This window comes from Bradyrhizobium sp. USDA 4504 (genome assembly GCF_054063995.1).
Window position 1 is genome coordinate 6,915,857 of the sequence record NZ_JBSSGV010000001.1, and the last position, 17,155, is coordinate 6,933,011.

Consider the following 17,155-nt stretch of genomic DNA (forward strand, 5'->3'; position numbering starts at 1 on the left):
GGTCGGATAGGCCTTCTTGACGTCAGGCCCTGGCCCGCTCTTCGTCCGCGGCCGATCGGCGTTTGCTCGGCTTCCCCTTGAGGAAACTGACGTCCATTTCGGTGCCGTTGACGCGGACCAGTTCGCAACGGCGATAGGCAAGGCCGGTCGAGGACAGCAGGAGGAAAAACTCCTTCAGGTTGAGCCCCTGAATGGAACCTTCGACGGTCAGCGAGGCATCGGTGTCGGAGATGGCATTGAGCTGGCAGTCGCGCCGCCAGGTGCCGTCGATGGCCATGATGCAGACATCGACGCCCCGGCTGAAGGTGACCCGCTCGATGGATTTGCCGTCCTCGGTCATCGCTCAATATCCGACCGCCATGGCAGGCTTCGGCATGGCGAGCCCGGCCCGCACCCCGCTCGGCCGGTACAGGCCGCGCCGCTCGGGAATCGGCTTGAACGTGTCGGTCAGGCCGACCACGGTTTCGGCGGCGCCCAGCACCAGGAAGCCGTCGGCCTCCATCAACCGGGCGAGACGGTTGAAGATGCTGATCTTGGTGTCCTGATCGAAATAGATCAGCACGTTGCGGCAGAAGATCACGTCGAACGTGCCGAGCTGGGAGAAATCGTGCAGCAGATTGAGCTGGCGGTGCTGGACCATCGCGCGCAACTCGGGATTGACCTGCCAGAACTCACCCGACTGCTTGAAGTACTTGACCAGCATCTGGATCGGCAGCCCGCGCTGCACCTCGAACTGGCTGTAGATGCCGGCCTTCGACTTCTCCAGTACCTCCTGCGACAGATCGGTCGCGATGATCTCGACGCGCCATCCGGCAAGCGCCGCGCCCATTTCCTTCAGGCACATCGCCAGCGAATAGGGCTCCTGGCCGGTCGAGCCGGCGGCGCACCAGATCCGGACGCTGCGGCGCGCGGCGCGTGCCTTCAGCACCTCCGGCATGATGGTGTCGCGGAAGTGCTCGAACGGCACCTTGTCGCGGAAGAAGAACGTCTCGTTGGTGGTCATGGCCTCGACCACTTGGACGGTGTGCGTGGACGAGCCCGCCTTGATCTTGGCGACAAGGTCGGGAATGCCGGACAGGCCGCTTTTGCGCGCCAGCGGAAGCAGGCGGCTCTCGATCAGATATTGCTTGTCCGCGGACAGATCGAGACCGGACTGGTCCTTCAGGAGCTTACGCAGATACTCGTAGTCGGGGGGCGTCACGGGAGCCTCACAAGGGACTGAATGGTGAAACTGGGTGTCAGGCTTCGGCCGACGCGTCGAGCGCCAGCAGGCCCACTTCCTGGAATTTCGCGATCACGATGTCCTTGTCGAACGGCTTCATGATGTATTCGTTGGCGCCGGCATGCAGCGCCCGCGAGATGTGGTCGATGCCGTTCTCGGTGGTGCAGAACACGACCTTGGGCTGATCGCCGCCGGGCATGCGACGGAGCTGCACGAGGAATTCGAAACCGTCCATGACCGGCATGTTCCAGTCGAGCAGCACGGCATCCGGCAGCGCGCGCTTGCAGGCTTCGAGCGCGACCGCGCCGTCCTCGGCCTCGATGACGGTGAATTCCATTCCTTCCAGGATGCGGCGCGCGATCTTTCGCACCACGCCGGAATCGTCGACGACGAGACATGTCTTCATGTGTTGGCCTCCCTGTGGAATCCACCGTCTCCGCGGTGGAGTGTTACGCTGCAGCAGCTGTTTTGGGCACCAGTTCGAGCACGCGATCGATATCGAGGACGACCATGAGCTGGCCGTCGAGGCGGTGGACGCCGCCGGCGAGCTTGGCCATGCGGGGATCGAGGTTGACCGGGTTGTCCTCGCGGCTGTTTTCGGAGAGCCGCAGCACCTCGCCGATCTGGTCGATCAACAGGCCGTAGGATTCGCCGCGCTGGTCGACGCCGACCGCCATCGGAGGCTTACCGTCGTCGGCCTTCGGCAGCCCGAGCCGGGCGCGCATGTCGACCACGGTGACGATACGTCCGCGCAGATTGAGCACGCCGGCGATCTCGCTGGAGGCCAGCGGCACCCGCGTCAGCCGCTCCGGCATGAACACGTCCTGCACCCGCGAGATCGGCAGGCCGAACAGCTGCCCGCCGATCACGGCGGTGACGTATTCGGCCATCGCGCCTTCGCTTGTCTCGGTCTTGCTGGTCATCGATCCCTGTCCTTATCCCGTGTCAGGCCGCGCGGCGCAGTTCGGCGGTCTGCTCTTTCAGCGCCGCGATCAGCCCGGGACGATCAAACTTGGCGACATAGTCGTGGAAGCCGGCCTGCCGGCCGCGCTCGATCGCCGCCGGCGACACCATCGCCGACAGCGCGATGATCGGCAGCCCGATCAGATTGTGGTCCGAGCGGATGTTCTCGGCGAACTCAAAGCCGTTCATCTCGGGCATCTCGATGTCGGTCAGCACGACGTCGAAGCTCTGTCCCGAACGCAGCGCGGCGAGCCCTTCCTGCGCGCCGCCCGCGGTCCTGACCTTGTAGCCGGCGGCCTTCAAGACCGGCGCCAGCATGTTGCGGAAGAAGGCACTGTCATCGACCAGCAGCACCGACTGCGCCGAGGCCGACGGCCGCATCTCCTTGCGCGAGAACCAGTCGGCGAACGCCATCGGCAGGAAGTGGCCGACGTCGATCACCTCGGTGGCCTGGCCCTTGATCACGGCCGAACCGAGGATGCCGTCCTGCGAACCCGCGACCTCGATGTTGAGCCGCTCCTCGACGATGTCGATGATCTCGTCGACCACGAGCCCCATCGAGCGGCCGTCGTCGGCGAACACCAGGATCGGCTGCGAGCCCTGCGACTGCACCTCGACGCCGGCCATCTGCACCAGCGGCATCAGCTGCTCGCGGTACTGCACCATGTAGCGGCCGTTCGAGAGCTCGATCTTGTCGGTTGCGATCTCCTCCAGCCGAGTGACGAGGCCGAGCGGCACCGCCTTGGGCTGCGAGGAGCCGGCGCGGAACACCAACAGCGAGGTCAGCTGCTCGCCGCTTGCGGCGTGGGCGTTCGCATTGTCGTCGGCGAGGTCATGGGCCGAGGAGCCGGACGCGCCGAGCGCTTTTGCAATCCCGTTGGGGTCGATGATCATGATGACGGCGCCATCGCCAAGGATGGTGTTGCCGGAGAACATGTCGATGTGCCGCAGCTTGGTCGACATCGGCTTGACCACGATCTCCTCGGTGTGGAACACGCCGTCGACCACGATGCCGAAGGTCTGGCTACCCACCTGAGTGACCACGATGAAGCCATTCTCGGCATCCGTAGTCGTCGCGCCGTCGTCGATCTTCAAGAGCTTCTTGAGGTGGATCAGCGGCAGCAGCTTGTTGCGCAGGCGCAAGACTGCGGTGTCCTTGATCCGCTCGATGCGGTGCTCGGAGTTGGCGCGGGCCCGCACCAGCTCGACGACAGACAATTGAGGAATCGCAAAGCGGTCGCCGCCGGCTTCCACGATCAAAGCGGAGACGATCGCCAAGGTCAGCGGGATCTTGATGGTGACCGAGGCGCCCTCGCCGGCCACGCTCTTGATGTCGATGGTGCCGCCGATCTGGTCGATATTGGTGCGCACCACGTCCATGCCGACGCCGCGGCCGGACACCGAGGTGACTTGGGCCGCGGTCGAGAAGCCCGGCGCGAAGATGAACTTGTGGATCTGGGCCTCGGTCATCTTCTCGAGCTCGGCCTCGGTGACGAGACCGTTTTGGAGCGCCTTGGCCTTGATCCGCTCGGTGTTGAGCCCGCGGCCATTGTCGGCGATGCAGATGATGATGTGGCCGCCCTCGTGATAGGCGGAGAGGCGAATGGTGCCCTGCTCCGGCTTGCCGGCGGCGACCCGCTCGGCGGTGGTCTCGAGCCCGTGATCGGCGGAGTTGCGCACCATGTGCGTCAGCGGATCCTTGATCAGGTCGAGCACCTGGCGGTCGAGCTCGGTGTCGGCACCGTGCATCTCGAGCTCGATCTGCTTGCCGAGCTCGCCGGAGAGATCGCGGACGATGCGCGGCAGCTTCTGCCAGGCATTGCCGATCGGCTGCATGCGCGTCTTCATGACGCCTTCCTGCAGCTCGGCGGTGACGTTGGAGAGCCGCTGCAAGGGCACCTTGAACTCGGTGTCCTCGTTGCGGCGAGAGATCTCCAGCAGCTGGTTGCGGGTCAGCACCAGCTCGGAGACCATGGTCATGAGGTGTTCGAGGGTGTCGACATTGACCCGGATCGACTGGTTGGCGATCTTGTCGCCTTCCTGGACGTCCTCAGCGGCCGCCTTGCGGGCCGGCTTCTTCACAGCCTCGGCCGGCTCGGTGGCGGGAGCCGCAGCGGCAGGCTTCGCGGCCGGCGCCGGTGCGGCGACTTCGGTCTCGGTCTCGCGGAAGGCGCGCTCGAGCTCGTCGAGCGAGACCTCGCCCGGACGCAGCGGACGCTCCAGCGTCTGCACCACCAGCGTGCCTTCGGTCATGTTAGCCTGCACGGACGGAGCTTCGACGACAGGCACGTCCTCTTCAGCGGCAACCGCCATCGCCGCCATGCCGTGCTCGACCATCGCCTCCAGCTGATCGATCAGATCGCGGTCATTGCCTTCGGGCTCGGCCTCGGTCGCCTCGAGCCCTGCAAGGATCTCCTTGATGCGGTCGATCGAGGACAGGATCAGCGTCACGGCTTCCGCCTTCACCGGCATGCCGTCGCGGAATTTGCCCATCAAGGTCTCGCCGGCATGCGCCAGCGCCTCGAGCCGCGGCAGCCCGAGGAAGCCGCAGGTGCCCTTGATGGTGTGCACCAGCCGGAAGATGTTATCCAGGATCTTCGCGTTGTTCGGATCCTGCTCGAACTGCACCAGCTGGTTGTCGACCGTATCCAGGCTCTCGCTGCTCTCCGTCAGGAACTCGCGCAACAGATCGTCCATGGATAGGTCCCCTCAAGGTGCTACGGAGCGCTCGCCTTGCATCGATAACTTGGCCGGCTTCACGGCGACGTTAATTTTGCCGTCCGTGCAAATACGGACGATGAAGCCCTTCTGCAGTTCGACGACGCATCACGACAACACGGCCGGTCTCACAAGGACAGGCCTTACCACCCGGACGGGAAAGAGCCCGTTCCACCGGTCATCGCAATTTGAACTAATTGGAATTGAGGACCGCTAAGTCTAGCAAAACGTTCGCGACATGACGACCGCCTGCATCCGAACGCGATCGCTCATTGGTTGAAGCCGGCGGGATGGCTAAGCGCCAAAGAAAAGGCGGCGGAGTTTCCTCCGCCGCCCCGATAGTCGATGTCTGTCGCCGCTACGCTTAGCGGAGCAGCTGCAGCACGCTCTGCTGCGACTGGTTGGCCAGCGCCAGCGCGGACACCGCGATCGACTGGCGGGTCGACAGCGCCTGGCTGTTGGCCGCTTCCTCGTTGGTGTCTGCCAGCGTCAGGTTGGACGAGCCGGTCTGCAGCACGTTGATCAGGTTCTTCGAGAAGTCCTGGCGGATCTGCACGATCGACAGGTTCGAACCAAGGGTCGAAGCCTGGGTGCGCAGCAGGCCGCTCGCGCTGTTCAGCGTCTTCAGCGTCGCGTTGGCCGAAGCGTTGTCCACGAAGTCCGTGCCGGCGGTCAGCTTGGTGAGGTTGAGGCCGGTGGCGTCGAAGGTCACGCCCTGGATCTTCAGCGTCGAGGAGCCCGTCTCGTTGAAGGTCAGCTTGAGCTGATCGCCATTGAGCAGGTTGATGCCGTTGTACGACGCGTCCTGGGCGGTCGTGGTGATCTGGTCCAGGATGTTGTTGTACTGGTTGACCAGGTTGGCGCGGTTCGCCAGCGCAGTCGGGTCCTGCACCGGAGCGCTGCCCGCAAGGCCGTTGAACAGCTTGCCGGCGCCGGCCGCCGTGCCGCCAATCGTGCCGATGGTCGCCGAAGCGGCATCGTTGGTGGTGCTGATGGTGAGCGCACCGGCCGCACTGAGCGAGGCCTGCAGGTTGTTGGCCGCCAGCGCGGCGTTCAGGTCGTTGAGGGACTTCACCTTGCCGGCACCGGTGCCGAAGGTGATGTTGGTCGCGGTGCCGTTGCCGGTTGCGCCGATGGTCAGCGTGAGGGTGTCCAGCGGGCTCGCGCCAGCCGTGCCGGTTGCGGTTGCCGTAGCACCGGCCGGGAGGCCGAGCTGCGTCGCGTCGCCCGAGCTGAACGTACCGACGGTGAGCGTGTCGCCGGTGCCGGCGGTGTTGGTGCTGGTCAGGACCAGCTTGCCGGTGCCGTCGATCGAGGCGGCGACCTTGGCGCTGGCGCCGACCTGCGTGTTGATCGCATCGCGAACCTGGGTGGCGGAGTAGTTCGTGCCCGAGTTCAAGGTCACAGTCTGGCTGTTGATCTGGAACGTCAGGTTCGCGCCGGCCGCGGTGAGGTCGATGCCGGTATAGGCGGCGGTGCTGGTGAGGGTCGCATTGGTCGGGGTCGCGGTGCCGAGCAGGTTGTCGGCGGTCGCGCCGGGGATCGCGGCGGTCGTCACCGACGACTTCGCGGAATAGCCGACGGCGGCCTGCAGGGCCTGGTTGGCGACCGACTTGGCGCTGTCGACGAGCTTCTGCAGCGAGGTGATGCCGGTGTTGGCGGCCTGCAGCACCTGCACGCCGTTGCCGATACCGTCCAGGAGGTTGTTGATGTCGCTGGCGCGGTTGTCGAGCGACTGCGCCGTGAAGAAGTTGGTCGGATTGTCGAGAGCAGTGTTGACCTTCTTGCCGGTGGACAAGCGGTTCTGCGTGGTGGCGAGCAGGTCAGCGGTCGACTGCAGCGAAAGCAGGTTTTGACGGACCGATGCCGAAAGAACGATGCCGGACATACTGGATACCCTTCTGGATGAACACGATTGACGCGACGCCGTAAATTTCGCACGGCGACCCACGTCACACTGGTCCGTCCGCGCTACCCGTTCGTTAAAGGGCTGGTCCGTACAAATACCCAGGACGGCCTTGCCGGTGATTCGACGGGCGGCCGGCGCGATGGCTGGCCGCGGCAGCGCGCGGTCGGCGCCGGACCGACGTCATGGCCGTGAATTTCCTGCGCATGTGCAGGACTTGCGACATCCCGGCGCGGCAGGCCCGGCGCGTCGATAGCCGGCGTTGCAGGTCACCACGATGCAAAGTCCAGCGAGGAACAGAGTTAATGGAAATCAATAAATGAGAGATAAAGTCGCGCTGGGATCTCGCGCCGCGCGGATCGACGTCGATCACCGGTCCCGGCGGCGGCCACGCCGTCTGCCCTCCAGAGGGTATAGTTTCAACACCACAACCCTTGTGCAATTGGACAGGCAAGCTATGTTCGCAGTCCTTCCACACGCCAAGAGTAGGTGATGCGAGACCGTAGTGCTCCCGCCCTCGGCAGGAGCAGCAATGTCCGCGGTATCGCGTCCGCCCAATCGTCTGTTGCAAGCACTTCCCCCCACGGAGTACGCGCAACTTCATCCCCTCCTGGAACCCGTCGACCTGACCAAGGAAACGGCGCTCGCCGATGCCGGCGCGCCGGTGCAGCGGGTTTATTTTCCGCATAGCGGCGTGGTCTCGATGATGATCAATCTGTCCGACGGGCAATCTGTCGAGATTGCAACCGTCGGTCGCGACGGCGTCGTGGGCGCGTCTGCCGCCCTGCACGAGCGGCCGCTGCTTGCCGATGCGATTGTCGTGGTGCCAGGCTCAGCCTCGATGATGCGGGCGGAGGATTTCCGCGAGGCAGCAAATCGCAGCGCGGATTTCCGGACCCTGGTCGCGCTCTATGAGCAGGCGCTGATGGCGCAGACGCAACAATCCGTCGCCTGCAATGTTTCGCATCCGGTGGAGGCACGGCTGTCACGATGGCTGCTGCGCGCACGCGATCTGTGCGGCAGCGAGGCGTTGCCGCTAACCCAGGAGATGCTGGCGCAGATGATCGGCGTCCGGCGCAATGCGGTTTCGATTGTCGCACATGGGTTTCAGCAGGCCGGCATCCTGCGTTACAGCCGCGGTCATATCGAGATCACCGATATCGACGGCCTGCGGAAGGCGGCGTGTGAATGCTATACGACGGTCAAGGCGCACGCCGAACAATTGATCGGGCCGGAAGACTGACTGGCGCGCCGCCAGCCCCAACTGTGATCGAGCAGACAACCCGAATGTGCGGCGATAGGTCTATTCCTATTGGAACCAAGACATGTTTCCATTGGAACCCTGGCGTGCCAGAATAGGTTGCAAGGACGTCCAGCCGCACGTCAGCCCTGGGCCCAGAGACAAGCTTTGCCGGCAGGCTGGAGGTTGCTTTGGAAACGGTTCCTCGATCACCCAACGGATTCCTGGCGTCGCTCTCGGCGAGCGATTTCGAATTGATTCGGCCGCATCTGCGGACGGTCGACCTCGCGGCCGATTCGGTCCTGGTCGAGACCGACGAGATGCTCAAGCGGACATACATGCCGCACAAGGGCGTGATCTCGCTGGTGGTCAAGCTGGCTAGAGGCGAGCGCGTGCAGGTCGCGATGGTCGGCCGCGACAGCATCTATGGCGCATTCGCCCCGCTCGTCGAAGGGCCTGTCCTCAACAACGCCACGGTGCTGGTGCCCGGCGTCGCCTCGACCGTGGAACTCGAGCCGTTGCGCGCAGCTGCCGGCCAGAGCCCGACGCTTCGCGCGAGATTGATCCGGCACGGGCTCGCCGTCTATGCCCAGATCCAGCAGACCGCCGGCTGCAACGCCGCGCACACCGTGGAGTCACGGCTGGCGCGATGCCTGCTGCACACGCGCGATCTCTCCGGCAGCAACAAGATCGTCCTGACGCAGGAGGCGATGGCGCAGATGATCGGCGCGCGCCGCAACAGCGTGTCGCTGGTCGCGCATACCCTGCAACAGGCCAATTTCATCCACTACAGCCGCGGGCACATCGAGATCACCAACGCGGATGGGCTGATCAAGACGGCGTGCGAATGCTACGCCGCGGTCAAGGCGCAATATGCCGGACTGCTGAATTGTCAGGAAGTCGGCCGTTAGAGTTTGTTGTTTTTGCCGCGTCTTCTTCGCGCAAGCCGGCACCCGCTTCGCTCAAAAGCGCTCTGACCGCTGTGCAAGCCGTACTTCTACGGCGTGCGATTTTCATCGTCGGATAACGCTGTTTCCTCACATTCACGTGGACGCACGGGGGAGCCGATGTTCACGTACCAGACGACCGACCGGAAGGAAGCCCGGCGCTTCCGCATGGCCCAGTTCAACGGCCGGACCGCCACCATACGGTCGGCCGGCGCGATCGTCACGGGACGCGTGCGCGCGATCGTCGAAAGCAGGTCTGGCGCGACCGCGGCATGGGTGGTCACGATCGTTCCGGATGAACCGAAGGCATCCGCGACGGCCGCGCGGCTCGCACCGCGCCTGTGCTTCGCCGCGGAAGACGATTTCTGAAAAGACGATTTCTGAGAACCGGGTCCTAACGAACCGAACACCGCTCAGAGCCCCATTCCGATGGTATCGGAACGGGGCTCTGGTTTTCAGTTTTGACGCGTCTTCTTTGCGCGAACCACTTCGCTTGAAAACGCTCTATGCCGAATGCAGCAAGGCCTTGCGGACGAGGTCGGCGGTGTTGCGCGCCCCGAGCTTGCGCATCGCCTCGGCGCGATGGCTCTCGAACGTGCGCGGGCTGATGTTCATCCGCAGCGCGCCCTGCTTGTTGGAATAGCCGTCGCTGATCAGGCTTAGCACTTCACGCTCGCGCTTGGTCAATGGCTTGCGGCCGGCTTCCGGTGCGAACACGACATCCGGCGACCGGGAGCCTGCCGGCTTGTCGTCGCCCGGCGGCTTGAGGTCTGCGGCCGGGACGGCATTGGGATAGAGGTCGGAAATCTGCTTCAGCATCGCGGACACGCGCTCGGTCTGCTCGAGCGCGTTCTCGATCACCTGCCGCAGATAGACGCCGTTGCCGGGCGCGTGCGCGAATTGCTGACTGTGCTGCTTGAGTTCGTTCATATAGAGCAGCAGCGCCGTCACCGGCCCATTGAACTGCCGGACGATCGCGGCACCGGCGTCCGCCTGCGGCCGCGGCCCTGCGGGTCCCTGAGTGTCAAGCGACTGCGGCTCGAGCGTCGCGGTTCCACCCGTCCATGCCGGAAGGCGCGCCTCGGCTCGGTTGTCATGTTGCGTCATAAGTATGGTTTACCAAAGGTGAACTTGTGGCCGCGTTAACGCGGGACTCCGTAGAACTACGGGTGACGCAACTGTGACCTCGGGCCCCGACCTGCCAAGCAGGTGCAGATTACCGCTGATTTGGCAACAAACCTCGCATATTTGAGTCGAATTACAGTATTCTTACGGGACGGATGGGCGAGGCTGCCACCGGCGGGATTCTCCGCCGGGCATCGACCTTCAACGGTTCGGGCAGCCATTTCCGGCCCCCCTGGTTCCGGATTGAAAAAGGCCGGAATTCGCGGCCCGGCGCCTCAGGGGCGCCGGAGCCGAAGGAATTTCTGCAGGAACCGCCCCGAAAGAACGAACCTGAACCACCAATACGCCATTCGCCGGGTCGTCATCGATCATCCCTCTGGGCATCGGGATGGCCCCGGCATACCGCACGCGGGCGCGCGCACCTATGAGACGGTTCACATCAACCGAGAAGCGTCGGGCAGGCACCGGATCAGGCGAATGTCAATTTACAGCCCCGGCAGGCGTCGCGATGATCGCCGCCTCTCGATCAGCAATAAGGGCGCGGCCATGAAGCGAGGGCGGAACGGATCCTGGATTTCCTTGATGACGATTGCGGCGCTCGCCGCGGCACTGCTGCTTAGCGCAGGCGCGCAGGCCCAGACCCCGCCGACCAGCGATGCAACGCCGACGCCCGACACCGCGGTCATGCTCACCATCTTCTTCAAGCATGATCAGTCACGACCGCTCGGTGAGCTCAATGCCCAGCTTGAGCGGCAGGGCTTCTACAAGGCGTTTCCGCCCGAGGGTGTCGAGGTCGTCAGCTGGTACGTGATGATGGGGATCGGCCAGGTGGTGACGCTGCGGTTGCCGGCATCGCGGCTGCGCGAGGTCAACCGCGTCATCGAGAACAGCGCCTGGGGCGCCTACCACACCGAGTTCTACCCGACCTACGACTACAAGGCGGTCGGGATCGGCAATCATGAAAAAGCAAAGCAGTAGCCGGTCGCATCGAGACCGATGCCGAGTCAGGGCCGCGCGCCGGACTTGCCGGTTTTGGCCGAAGACCAGGCTAGCGATTGGATCCGATCCACCGCCTATGCGTGGGCCCGCGAGCGCTGGCTCAATCGCTTTGCCAGTATCCGCAAATCCTCGGCGCGCCCGCTGCAAAGCAGGCGGCTGAATTCGTCAGGATCGATGGAGGCAGGCGGAAAATCGGCTGGTTTGCGTGCGGCCCGACGTAGCCAGGTCAATCGGAAGAGACGCTTGAGCATCTTCATGGTTGTCAGCCCCGATGAGCGTCATTGTTAAATCGCGGCAATGAAATTTGGTTCCACACCTTGTGGTCGCCCGACGCAAAATTTGGTTCAACGCCGTCAGGCGAACAGCGCCTTGCGCTTTTGCACGCGCGCAATGGATCGCCGCACCGCGGCCTGATCGAGTGATCCATCCTGCACCGCACCCGCGACCGCCGCGGCGATGCCGGCCATCCCCTGCTCCTGGTCGAACAGATTGTTGCCGATGCAGATCATGTCCATGCCGGCGGCGATCGACTGCAGGCTGGCCGCGCTTGTGCCGAGCGCCTTCTGCAGCCCCTGCATCTGCATGTCGTCGGTGATCAGCAGCGTCTCGGGCAGACGACGGCGAAGCCGGCCGAGCCCGGCCGATGACAATGTCATCGGACGCTGCGCGTCCCACTGCCGGACAATGGCGTGGCTGACCAGCACCGCATCGCCATAGGTGCGCGGCGCCAACGCGTAGAACAGCTCCTCCTGCTCGGGACGCAGCGCATCGGAAATGTCCATGAACTCCAGGTGCGAATCGACGCTTGCACCGCCGATGCCCGGAAAATGCTTCAGGCAGAGGCCTACTCCCGCCTGCCGCGCCGCAGCGTCGACCAGCCGGGCATTGGCCTCGACCTCACCGATATCGGGCGAATAGGACCGCTTGATCCTGCCGATGTTGGGATTGTCGGGATTGTAGTCGACGTCGATGACAGGCGCGAAATTGTAGCGGATGCCGAGCCGGCGCAGCTCGCCGTAGCTTGCGGCCAGCACCGTCTGCTTTTCCGCGCGCGCGAGCAGGTTGAACTCCTTCGCGCTCGGCAGCGGCTGAAAACCGCAGCTGTCCTTGAGCCGGCGCACCAGGCCGCCCTCCTGGTCGATGAAGACCAGCGGCCGCGACGGCAGCGCCGCGATCTCGGCGCAGAGCGACTGCACCTGCGCGGGCGAGGCGATGTTGTTGTCATACTGCCGGGTCTGGCAGGAATAGTCGAACAGGATTACCCCGCCGAGCCCGAACTGCGCGGCAAATTCCTTCAGCCAGGGCGGAACGACCTTGCCGTAAAAGCCGAGAATGAAGAGTTCGCCGACGGACATGGCCGCTCGATTCAGTTGCCGCATGGAATCAGCCGCGCCCGATGGGATAGCACGCTGCGGCGGCGGTAAGAATATGACGCAGCTTGCTGCTCGACTGCGTTCCCCGTGCTCGCATCACTATGTTAAGACACGCTGGCGGGCCTCGGTCGCCCGCCACGACACAAGGACTTTCGGAAACCGCCCATGACAGCAGCTTACGTCCCGCAAATGGCTCTTTACCGCCAATGGCTGAAGCAGACGCGCGGCCTTGAATTTGCGGATTTCGAGGCGATGCGGCGCTGGTCGGTCACCGATATCGACGCCTTCTGGCAGAGCGTGTGGGATTATTTCGACCTGCGCTCGCCGACGCCGCATTCGGCGGTGCTGGCCGAGCGCAAGATGCCGGGCGCGGTGTGGTTTCCCGGCGCTTCGGTGAATTACGCGCGCCAGGTCTTCCGCCACGTCGCGCCGGCGCATGCCGCAGGCCTGCCGGCCCTGATCTCGAGCGGCGAGGACGGCAAGCTCTCGGAGACGAGCTGGCCCGAGCTGCAGCGCAAATCGGCAGCGCTGGCGCTGCATCTGAAGGCCAACGGCGTGCGCGCCGGCGATCGCGTCGCCGCCTACTTGCCGAACATTCCCGAGACGATCATCGCGTTCCTCGCGACCGCGAGCCTGGGCGCGGTCTGGAGCGTCTGCGCGCCTGACATGGCGGCACCCGCGGTGATCGATCGCTTCAAGCAGATCGAGCCGAAGGTGCTGATCGCCTGCGACGCCGTGACCTATGCCGGCCGCCGCCACGACCGGCAAGGTGTGATCGAGGAATTGCGGCGCGCGCTGCCGACCGTGCAGCATGTCATCCTGCACAGCGACGCCGCGCCGTCCGAGACGCGATTGTCAGCGATCCTCGCGGGCCGGAGTGCGGAGATCGACGCCTTCGAGCCGGAATGGCTGCCGTTCGATCATCCGCTCTGGATCGTCTATTCCTCAGGCACCACCGGATTGCCGAAACCGATCCTGCACAGCCATGGCGGCATCATCGTCGTGGCGCTGCCGCTCTCGACCCTGCACAACGACATCGGCTGCAGCTATCAGCCAAACTCGTTCGGCGAACGCTTCCACTGGTACTCTTCGACCGGCTGGATCATGTGGAATTGCCAGGCCAACGGCCTGCTCAACGGCACGACCTGCTGCATTTTCGACGGCAGTCCCGGCGGCACCAAGGACAAGCCCGACTGGACCACGCTGTGGCGCTTCGTCGCCGACGCCAAGGCCACCTTCTTCGGCGCAGGGGCGGCGTTCTTTGCCAATTGCACCAAGGCGGAAATCGATCTCGCTGCCGTCGGCGACCTCTCCGGCCTGCGCACGCTCGGCTCGACCGGCTCGCCGCTCAGCGCCGACACCCAGGCCTGGTTCAACGAGCGCTTCGCCGCGCTTGCGAAGCAGAACGGCAACGCCGCGCAGGCCGATATGTGGTGGGCCAATATTTCCGGCGGCACCGACTTCGCCGGCGCCTTCATCGGCGGCAATCGCGAATTGCCGCAGACGCCGGGCATCATGCAATGCCGCCTGCTCGGCTGCGCGGTGGAAGCGTTCGACGAGCAGGGGCGCGCGGTGATCGACGAGGTCGGCGAGCTCGTCTGCACCGAGCCGCTGCCCTCGATGCCGCTGCGCTTCTGGAACGATCCCGGCAATGCGCGCTACCTTTCCAGCTATTTCGAGACCTACCCCGACAATTTCGACGGAAGTGGCCGCGGCCCGGTGTGGCGGCATGGCGACTGGCTCAAGATCAACCCCGACGGCTCCTGCGTGATCTATGGCCGCAGCGACGCCACCATCAACCGCCATGGCTTGCGGATGGGCACCAGCGAGCTCTATTCCGCGATCGAGGCGCTGCCGGAGGTGCTGGATTCGATGGTCGTCGACCTCGAATATCTCGGCCGCGACAGCTACATGCCGCTGTTCGTGGTGCTGCGCGAGGGCATCGCGCTCGATGCCGCGATGAAGGCGAAGATCAACAAGGCGGTCGAGGCCGGGCTGTCGCGCCGCTTCCTGCCCAACGACATCTTCGTGGTGGCGGAAATTCCGCGCACGCTGTCCGGCAAAAAGCAGGAGCTGCCGGTCAAGAAGCTGCTGCTCGGCCACCCCGTCGAGAAGATCATCAATCGCGATGCGATGGCCAATCCAGGATGCCTCGACTGGTATCTCGATTTTGCAAAGAGTTATCTGAGCAGGCAGGCCGGTGCGGCGTAACGGCCGCTGAATGCCACTCGCGTTTGGGATTTCACGACATGCCTTCACCCAGCTACATCGACCCGCTCAACGGAAAGCTCTATCCGCTGGATATCCCGCGCTGGTGCTCCGACGAAGGCAAGCCGCTCCTGATAACGCCGCTGCCGGGCATCTCCCGCGACGACATCGATCGCACGACGCGGTCGCTGTGGCGCTACCGCGCGGCGCTGCCGGTCGAGATCAGGCGGCCGATCACGATGGGCGAAGGCTGCACGCCAGCCGTCGAGAAGGCGTGGGATGATCTGCGGCCGCATTTCAAGCTCGAATGGTTCAATCCGACCGCAAGCTTCAAGGATCGCGGTACCACGGTGATGCTGTCGTTCCTGCGCCAGCTCGGCGTCGATGCGGTGCTGGAGGACTCTTCCGGCAATGGCGGCGCGTCGGTCTCGGCCTATGGCGCGGCCGGCGGCATGCGGGTCAGGATCCTTGCGCCGGCCACGACGTCGCCGATGAAGGTGGCGCAGATGCACGCCTTCGGTGCCGAGGTGCAGCTGGTCGAAGGCCCGCGCGAGGAATCCGAGGCAGAGGCGATCCGCCAGTCGAAGCAGATCTTCTACTCCAGCCACAACTGGCAACCGTTCTTCCTGCAGGGCACCAAGTCGCTGGCCTATGAGATCTGGGAAGATTTCGGCTTCACCGCGCCCGACAATGTCATCATGCCGGTCGGCGCCGGCAGCAGCCTGCTCGGCTGCTATATCGGCTTCAAGGAACTGCTGGCGGCCGGGCAGATCGCGCGCCTGCCGCGCCTGTTCGCGGCGCAGCCGCTCAACTGCTCGCCGGTCGATGCCAGCTTCGCCGCCGGCGTCGACACGCCGGTCGATCGCGCGGTCCGCAAGACCATCGCCGAGGGCACCGCGATCAAGCATCCGCTGCGGCTGAAGCAGATGATCGCGGCACTGAAGGAGAGCGGCGGCGGCACCGTCGCAATTCCCGAAGACGGCATCGTCGCCGCGTTGAAGCGGTTGGCGCAGACCGGTCTGTTCGTCGAGCCGACCTCGGCCTCGGCCGCCGCCGCGCTCGATGTCCTGAAGGCGCGCGGCGCGATCCGGCCGGCGGAGCGCACCGTCGTCATCATCAGCGGCACCGGGATCAAGGCGGCGGGGCTGATCACGGAGCTGCTCGGAGCGAGCTAGCTTTGGCACGCTTCGATGAGCTGTCCCTATCCCGCCTTGCGCAGCCTCAGGGATTCGTAGAACGCGGTCTCGAAATTGATGTAGCCGATAAAGGACGTCGGATCGCCAAACGGCAGGATCTGCGTCGCCCAGTATCCGCCAAAACCGTTCTGCCGATCGATCCAGTAGAACAAATTGGCCAGCCCAGCCCAGCCGAGCGCGCCGGCGGGGCGGCCGGTCGGAGCCTGCTCCTCATTGATCATGAAGCTCAGCGCCCAGGATTTCGACTGACCGGGGAAGAACTCGGCGTCGTTGGCGAGCGAGGTGATCACGCCGGTGATCGCGGTGACCTTGTTGTTGCCGAGATGGTTCTTCTCCGCCATCCGCACGGTCTCCGCCTTCAGGACCCGCCCATGCTCGCCGGCGCCGTCGTTCAGCCACATCCGGATGAATCGCATGTAGTCGCCGATGGTGCCGTAAAGCCCGTGGCCGCCCATGTGGATCTCGGGATTGGCCGGCAGCTCGAAATCCATCGGCGTGAGTGAGCCGTCGGCGTTGCGGGCGTGGATGCCGGCGAGCTTGCGACGCATCGCGTCGGTGAGCTCGAACGTCGTGTCCATGATCCCGAGCGGCTCGAAGATCCGCGTCCTGAAGACCTCGCCGAGCCGCCTGCCGGCGATGGCCTCGACGATCTGGCCGCACCAATCCATGTTGGTGCCGTATTCCCAGCGCTCGCCTGGATCGAACAGCAGCGGCGTCATCAGCGAAGCCTTGGATGCCGTGATGACGCTGGGCTGCCCCTTCTCTTGCGCCAGCCGGTTATAGGTGTGATTGATGAAGTCGTAGCTCAGACCCGCGCTGTGGACCATCAGCATGCGGGTGGTGATGTCGCGCTTCGGCGGACGCAGCCGCGGCTCGCCCTTGTCGTCAAAACCCTCGATCACCTGGAGCTTGCCGATGTCGGGCGCGTAGGTCCTGGCGGGTGCGTCGAGATCGAGCTTGCCTTCCTCGACGAGCTGCAGGACGGCCGTCCCGGTGATCGCCTTGGTGGTCGAGAAGATCGCGAACACGCTATCGGCCGTCATATCGGCGGGCTGGTCGAGGCGGCGCTTGCCGGCGGCACCTTCATAGATGTTGCGATGGCGGTCGGTCACCATCGCAACGACGCCGGGAACGCGCGGGTTTGAAGTCACGACGCCGTCAAGGATTGCATCGGCGGCTGCACTGAAATTCGTGCTCATTGTCTTCCTCCTGTGTTTTGTGATGTTGACCCGCGCAGCCCGGATTACGCTTCGCTCCA

General features: G+C 64.5%; 16 protein-coding genes. 6 read left to right on the forward strand and 10 right to left on the reverse strand.

Annotated elements, in window-relative coordinates; genetic code table 11:
- Positions 1-22: 22 nt before the first annotated feature.
- The 6 genes from ACVMB1_RS32370 to ACVMB1_RS32395 all read right to left on the reverse strand — a co-directional run bounded on the left by ACVMB1_RS32370 (position 23) and on the right by ACVMB1_RS32395 (position 6,791).
- Positions 23-340, reverse strand: a complete 318-nt coding sequence (locus ACVMB1_RS32370; RefSeq protein WP_076834731.1) for a pilus assembly protein PilZ — start codon at positions 338-340, stop codon at positions 23-25.
- A 3-nt stretch (positions 341-343) separates the two neighbouring features.
- Positions 344-1,201, reverse strand: coding sequence for a CheR family methyltransferase (locus ACVMB1_RS32375; protein WP_076834729.1), 858 nt, complete (start codon positions 1,199-1,201; stop codon positions 344-346).
- Between the two features lie 37 nt (positions 1,202-1,238).
- Entirely contained in the window at positions 1,239-1,628 is a 390-nt protein-coding gene (locus ACVMB1_RS32380; RefSeq protein WP_018269419.1) for a response regulator, read from the reverse strand.
- Between the two features lie 43 nt (positions 1,629-1,671).
- Entirely contained in the window at positions 1,672-2,145 is a 474-nt protein-coding gene (locus ACVMB1_RS32385) for a chemotaxis protein CheW (protein WP_253588546.1), read from the reverse strand.
- A 22-nt stretch (positions 2,146-2,167) separates the two neighbouring features.
- Positions 2,168-4,882, reverse strand: a complete 2,715-nt coding sequence (locus tag ACVMB1_RS32390; protein WP_253589452.1) for a hybrid sensor histidine kinase/response regulator — start codon at positions 4,880-4,882, stop codon at positions 2,168-2,170.
- A 385-nt stretch (positions 4,883-5,267) separates the two neighbouring features.
- On the reverse strand, positions 5,268-6,791 hold the full coding sequence (locus ACVMB1_RS32395) for a flagellin N-terminal helical domain-containing protein (protein WP_076834571.1): 1,524 nt from the start codon (positions 6,789-6,791) through the stop codon (positions 5,268-5,270).
- A 523-nt stretch (positions 6,792-7,314) separates the two neighbouring features.
- Between ACVMB1_RS32395 and ACVMB1_RS32400 the strand changes: the two genes are divergently transcribed.
- The 3 genes from ACVMB1_RS32400 to ACVMB1_RS32410 all read left to right on the forward strand — a co-directional run bounded on the left by ACVMB1_RS32400 (position 7,315) and on the right by ACVMB1_RS32410 (position 9,365).
- Positions 7,315-8,052, forward strand: coding sequence for a Crp/Fnr family transcriptional regulator (locus tag ACVMB1_RS32400; RefSeq protein WP_375166541.1), 738 nt, complete (start codon positions 7,315-7,317; stop codon positions 8,050-8,052).
- A gap of 188 nt (positions 8,053-8,240) precedes the next feature.
- Positions 8,241-8,960 (forward strand): Crp/Fnr family transcriptional regulator, encoded by a 720-nt coding sequence (locus ACVMB1_RS32405; protein WP_057020884.1) that lies wholly within the window; start codon positions 8,241-8,243, stop codon positions 8,958-8,960.
- Between the two features lie 204 nt (positions 8,961-9,164).
- Positions 9,165-9,365, forward strand: a complete 201-nt coding sequence (locus ACVMB1_RS32410) for a hypothetical protein (protein ID WP_244559010.1) — start codon at positions 9,165-9,167, stop codon at positions 9,363-9,365.
- A 135-nt stretch (positions 9,366-9,500) separates the two neighbouring features.
- Here the strand turns inward: ACVMB1_RS32410 and ACVMB1_RS32415 are convergent, their stop codons facing one another.
- Positions 9,501-10,103, reverse strand: a complete 603-nt coding sequence (locus ACVMB1_RS32415) for a helix-turn-helix domain-containing protein (RefSeq protein WP_076834577.1) — start codon at positions 10,101-10,103, stop codon at positions 9,501-9,503.
- 600 nt (positions 10,104-10,703) lie between these two features.
- Between ACVMB1_RS32415 and ACVMB1_RS32420 the strand changes: the two genes are divergently transcribed.
- Positions 10,704-11,099: a hypothetical protein gene (locus ACVMB1_RS32420; RefSeq protein WP_371852191.1), complete on the forward strand. Its 396-nt coding sequence runs from the start codon at positions 10,704-10,706 to the stop codon at positions 11,097-11,099.
- A gap of 95 nt (positions 11,100-11,194) precedes the next feature.
- Here the strand turns inward: ACVMB1_RS32420 and ACVMB1_RS32425 are convergent, their stop codons facing one another.
- Positions 11,195-11,377, reverse strand: a complete 183-nt coding sequence (locus ACVMB1_RS32425; protein ID WP_141342047.1) for a hypothetical protein — start codon at positions 11,375-11,377, stop codon at positions 11,195-11,197.
- Between the two features lie 96 nt (positions 11,378-11,473).
- A complete protein-coding gene (locus ACVMB1_RS32430) occupies positions 11,474-12,475 on the reverse strand; it encodes a glycoside hydrolase family 3 N-terminal domain-containing protein (protein WP_076834579.1) in 1,002 nt (333 codons plus the stop codon).
- A 132-nt stretch (positions 12,476-12,607) separates the two neighbouring features.
- Between ACVMB1_RS32430 and ACVMB1_RS32435 the strand changes: the two genes are divergently transcribed.
- Together ACVMB1_RS32435 and ACVMB1_RS32440 are read left to right on the forward strand one after the other, a co-directional pair.
- Positions 12,608-14,704 carry an acetoacetate--CoA ligase gene (locus ACVMB1_RS32435; protein ID WP_256522053.1) on the forward strand — a complete coding sequence of 699 codons (2,097 nt, stop codon included), beginning with the start codon at positions 12,608-12,610 and terminating at the stop codon, positions 14,702-14,704.
- 38 nt (positions 14,705-14,742) lie between these two features.
- On the forward strand, positions 14,743-15,876 hold the full coding sequence (locus ACVMB1_RS32440) for a threonine synthase (RefSeq protein ID WP_076834581.1): 1,134 nt from the start codon (positions 14,743-14,745) through the stop codon (positions 15,874-15,876).
- 26 nt (positions 15,877-15,902) lie between these two features.
- Here ACVMB1_RS32440 and ACVMB1_RS32445 read toward each other — a convergent pair whose 3' ends face one another.
- Positions 15,903-17,096 (reverse strand): methyl acetate hydrolase AcmB, encoded by a 1,194-nt coding sequence (locus ACVMB1_RS32445; protein WP_057020890.1) that lies wholly within the window; start codon positions 17,094-17,096, stop codon positions 15,903-15,905.
- Between the last annotated feature and the right edge of the window lie 59 nt (positions 17,097-17,155).

What these genes read in the sequence shown, in the direction of transcription:
- ACVMB1_RS32370 (WP_076834731.1), bottom strand. Translation starts at nt 340, where the DNA reads ATGACCGAGGACGGCAAATCCATCGAGCGGGTCACCTTCAGCCGGGGC.
- ACVMB1_RS32380 (WP_018269419.1), bottom strand. Translation starts at nt 1,628, where the DNA reads ATGAAGACATGTCTCGTCGTCGACGATTCCGGCGTGGTGCGAAAGATC.
- ACVMB1_RS32385 (WP_253588546.1), bottom strand. Translation starts at nt 2,145, where the DNA reads ATGACCAGCAAGACCGAGACAAGCGAAGGCGCGATGGCCGAATACGTC.
- ACVMB1_RS32390 (WP_253589452.1), bottom strand. Translation starts at nt 4,882, where the DNA reads ATGGACGATCTGTTGCGCGAGTTCCTGACGGAGAGCAGCGAGAGCCTG.
- ACVMB1_RS32395 (WP_076834571.1), bottom strand. Translation starts at nt 6,791, where the DNA reads ATGTCCGGCATCGTTCTTTCGGCATCGGTCCGTCAAAACCTGCTTTCG.
- ACVMB1_RS32410 (WP_244559010.1), top strand. Translation starts at nt 9,165, where the DNA reads ATGGCCCAGTTCAACGGCCGGACCGCCACCATACGGTCGGCCGGCGCG.
- ACVMB1_RS32415 (WP_076834577.1), bottom strand. Translation starts at nt 10,103, where the DNA reads ATGACGCAACATGACAACCGAGCCGAGGCGCGCCTTCCGGCATGGACG.
- ACVMB1_RS32420 (WP_371852191.1), top strand. Translation starts at nt 10,704, where the DNA reads ATGACGATTGCGGCGCTCGCCGCGGCACTGCTGCTTAGCGCAGGCGCG.
- ACVMB1_RS32425 (WP_141342047.1), bottom strand. Translation starts at nt 11,377, where the DNA reads ATGAAGATGCTCAAGCGTCTCTTCCGATTGACCTGGCTACGTCGGGCC.
- ACVMB1_RS32430 (WP_076834579.1), bottom strand. Translation starts at nt 12,475, where the DNA reads ATGTCCGTCGGCGAACTCTTCATTCTCGGCTTTTACGGCAAGGTCGTT.
- ACVMB1_RS32440 (WP_076834581.1), top strand. Translation starts at nt 14,743, where the DNA reads ATGCCTTCACCCAGCTACATCGACCCGCTCAACGGAAAGCTCTATCCG.
- ACVMB1_RS32445 (WP_057020890.1), bottom strand. Translation starts at nt 17,096, where the DNA reads ATGAGCACGAATTTCAGTGCAGCCGCCGATGCAATCCTTGACGGCGTC.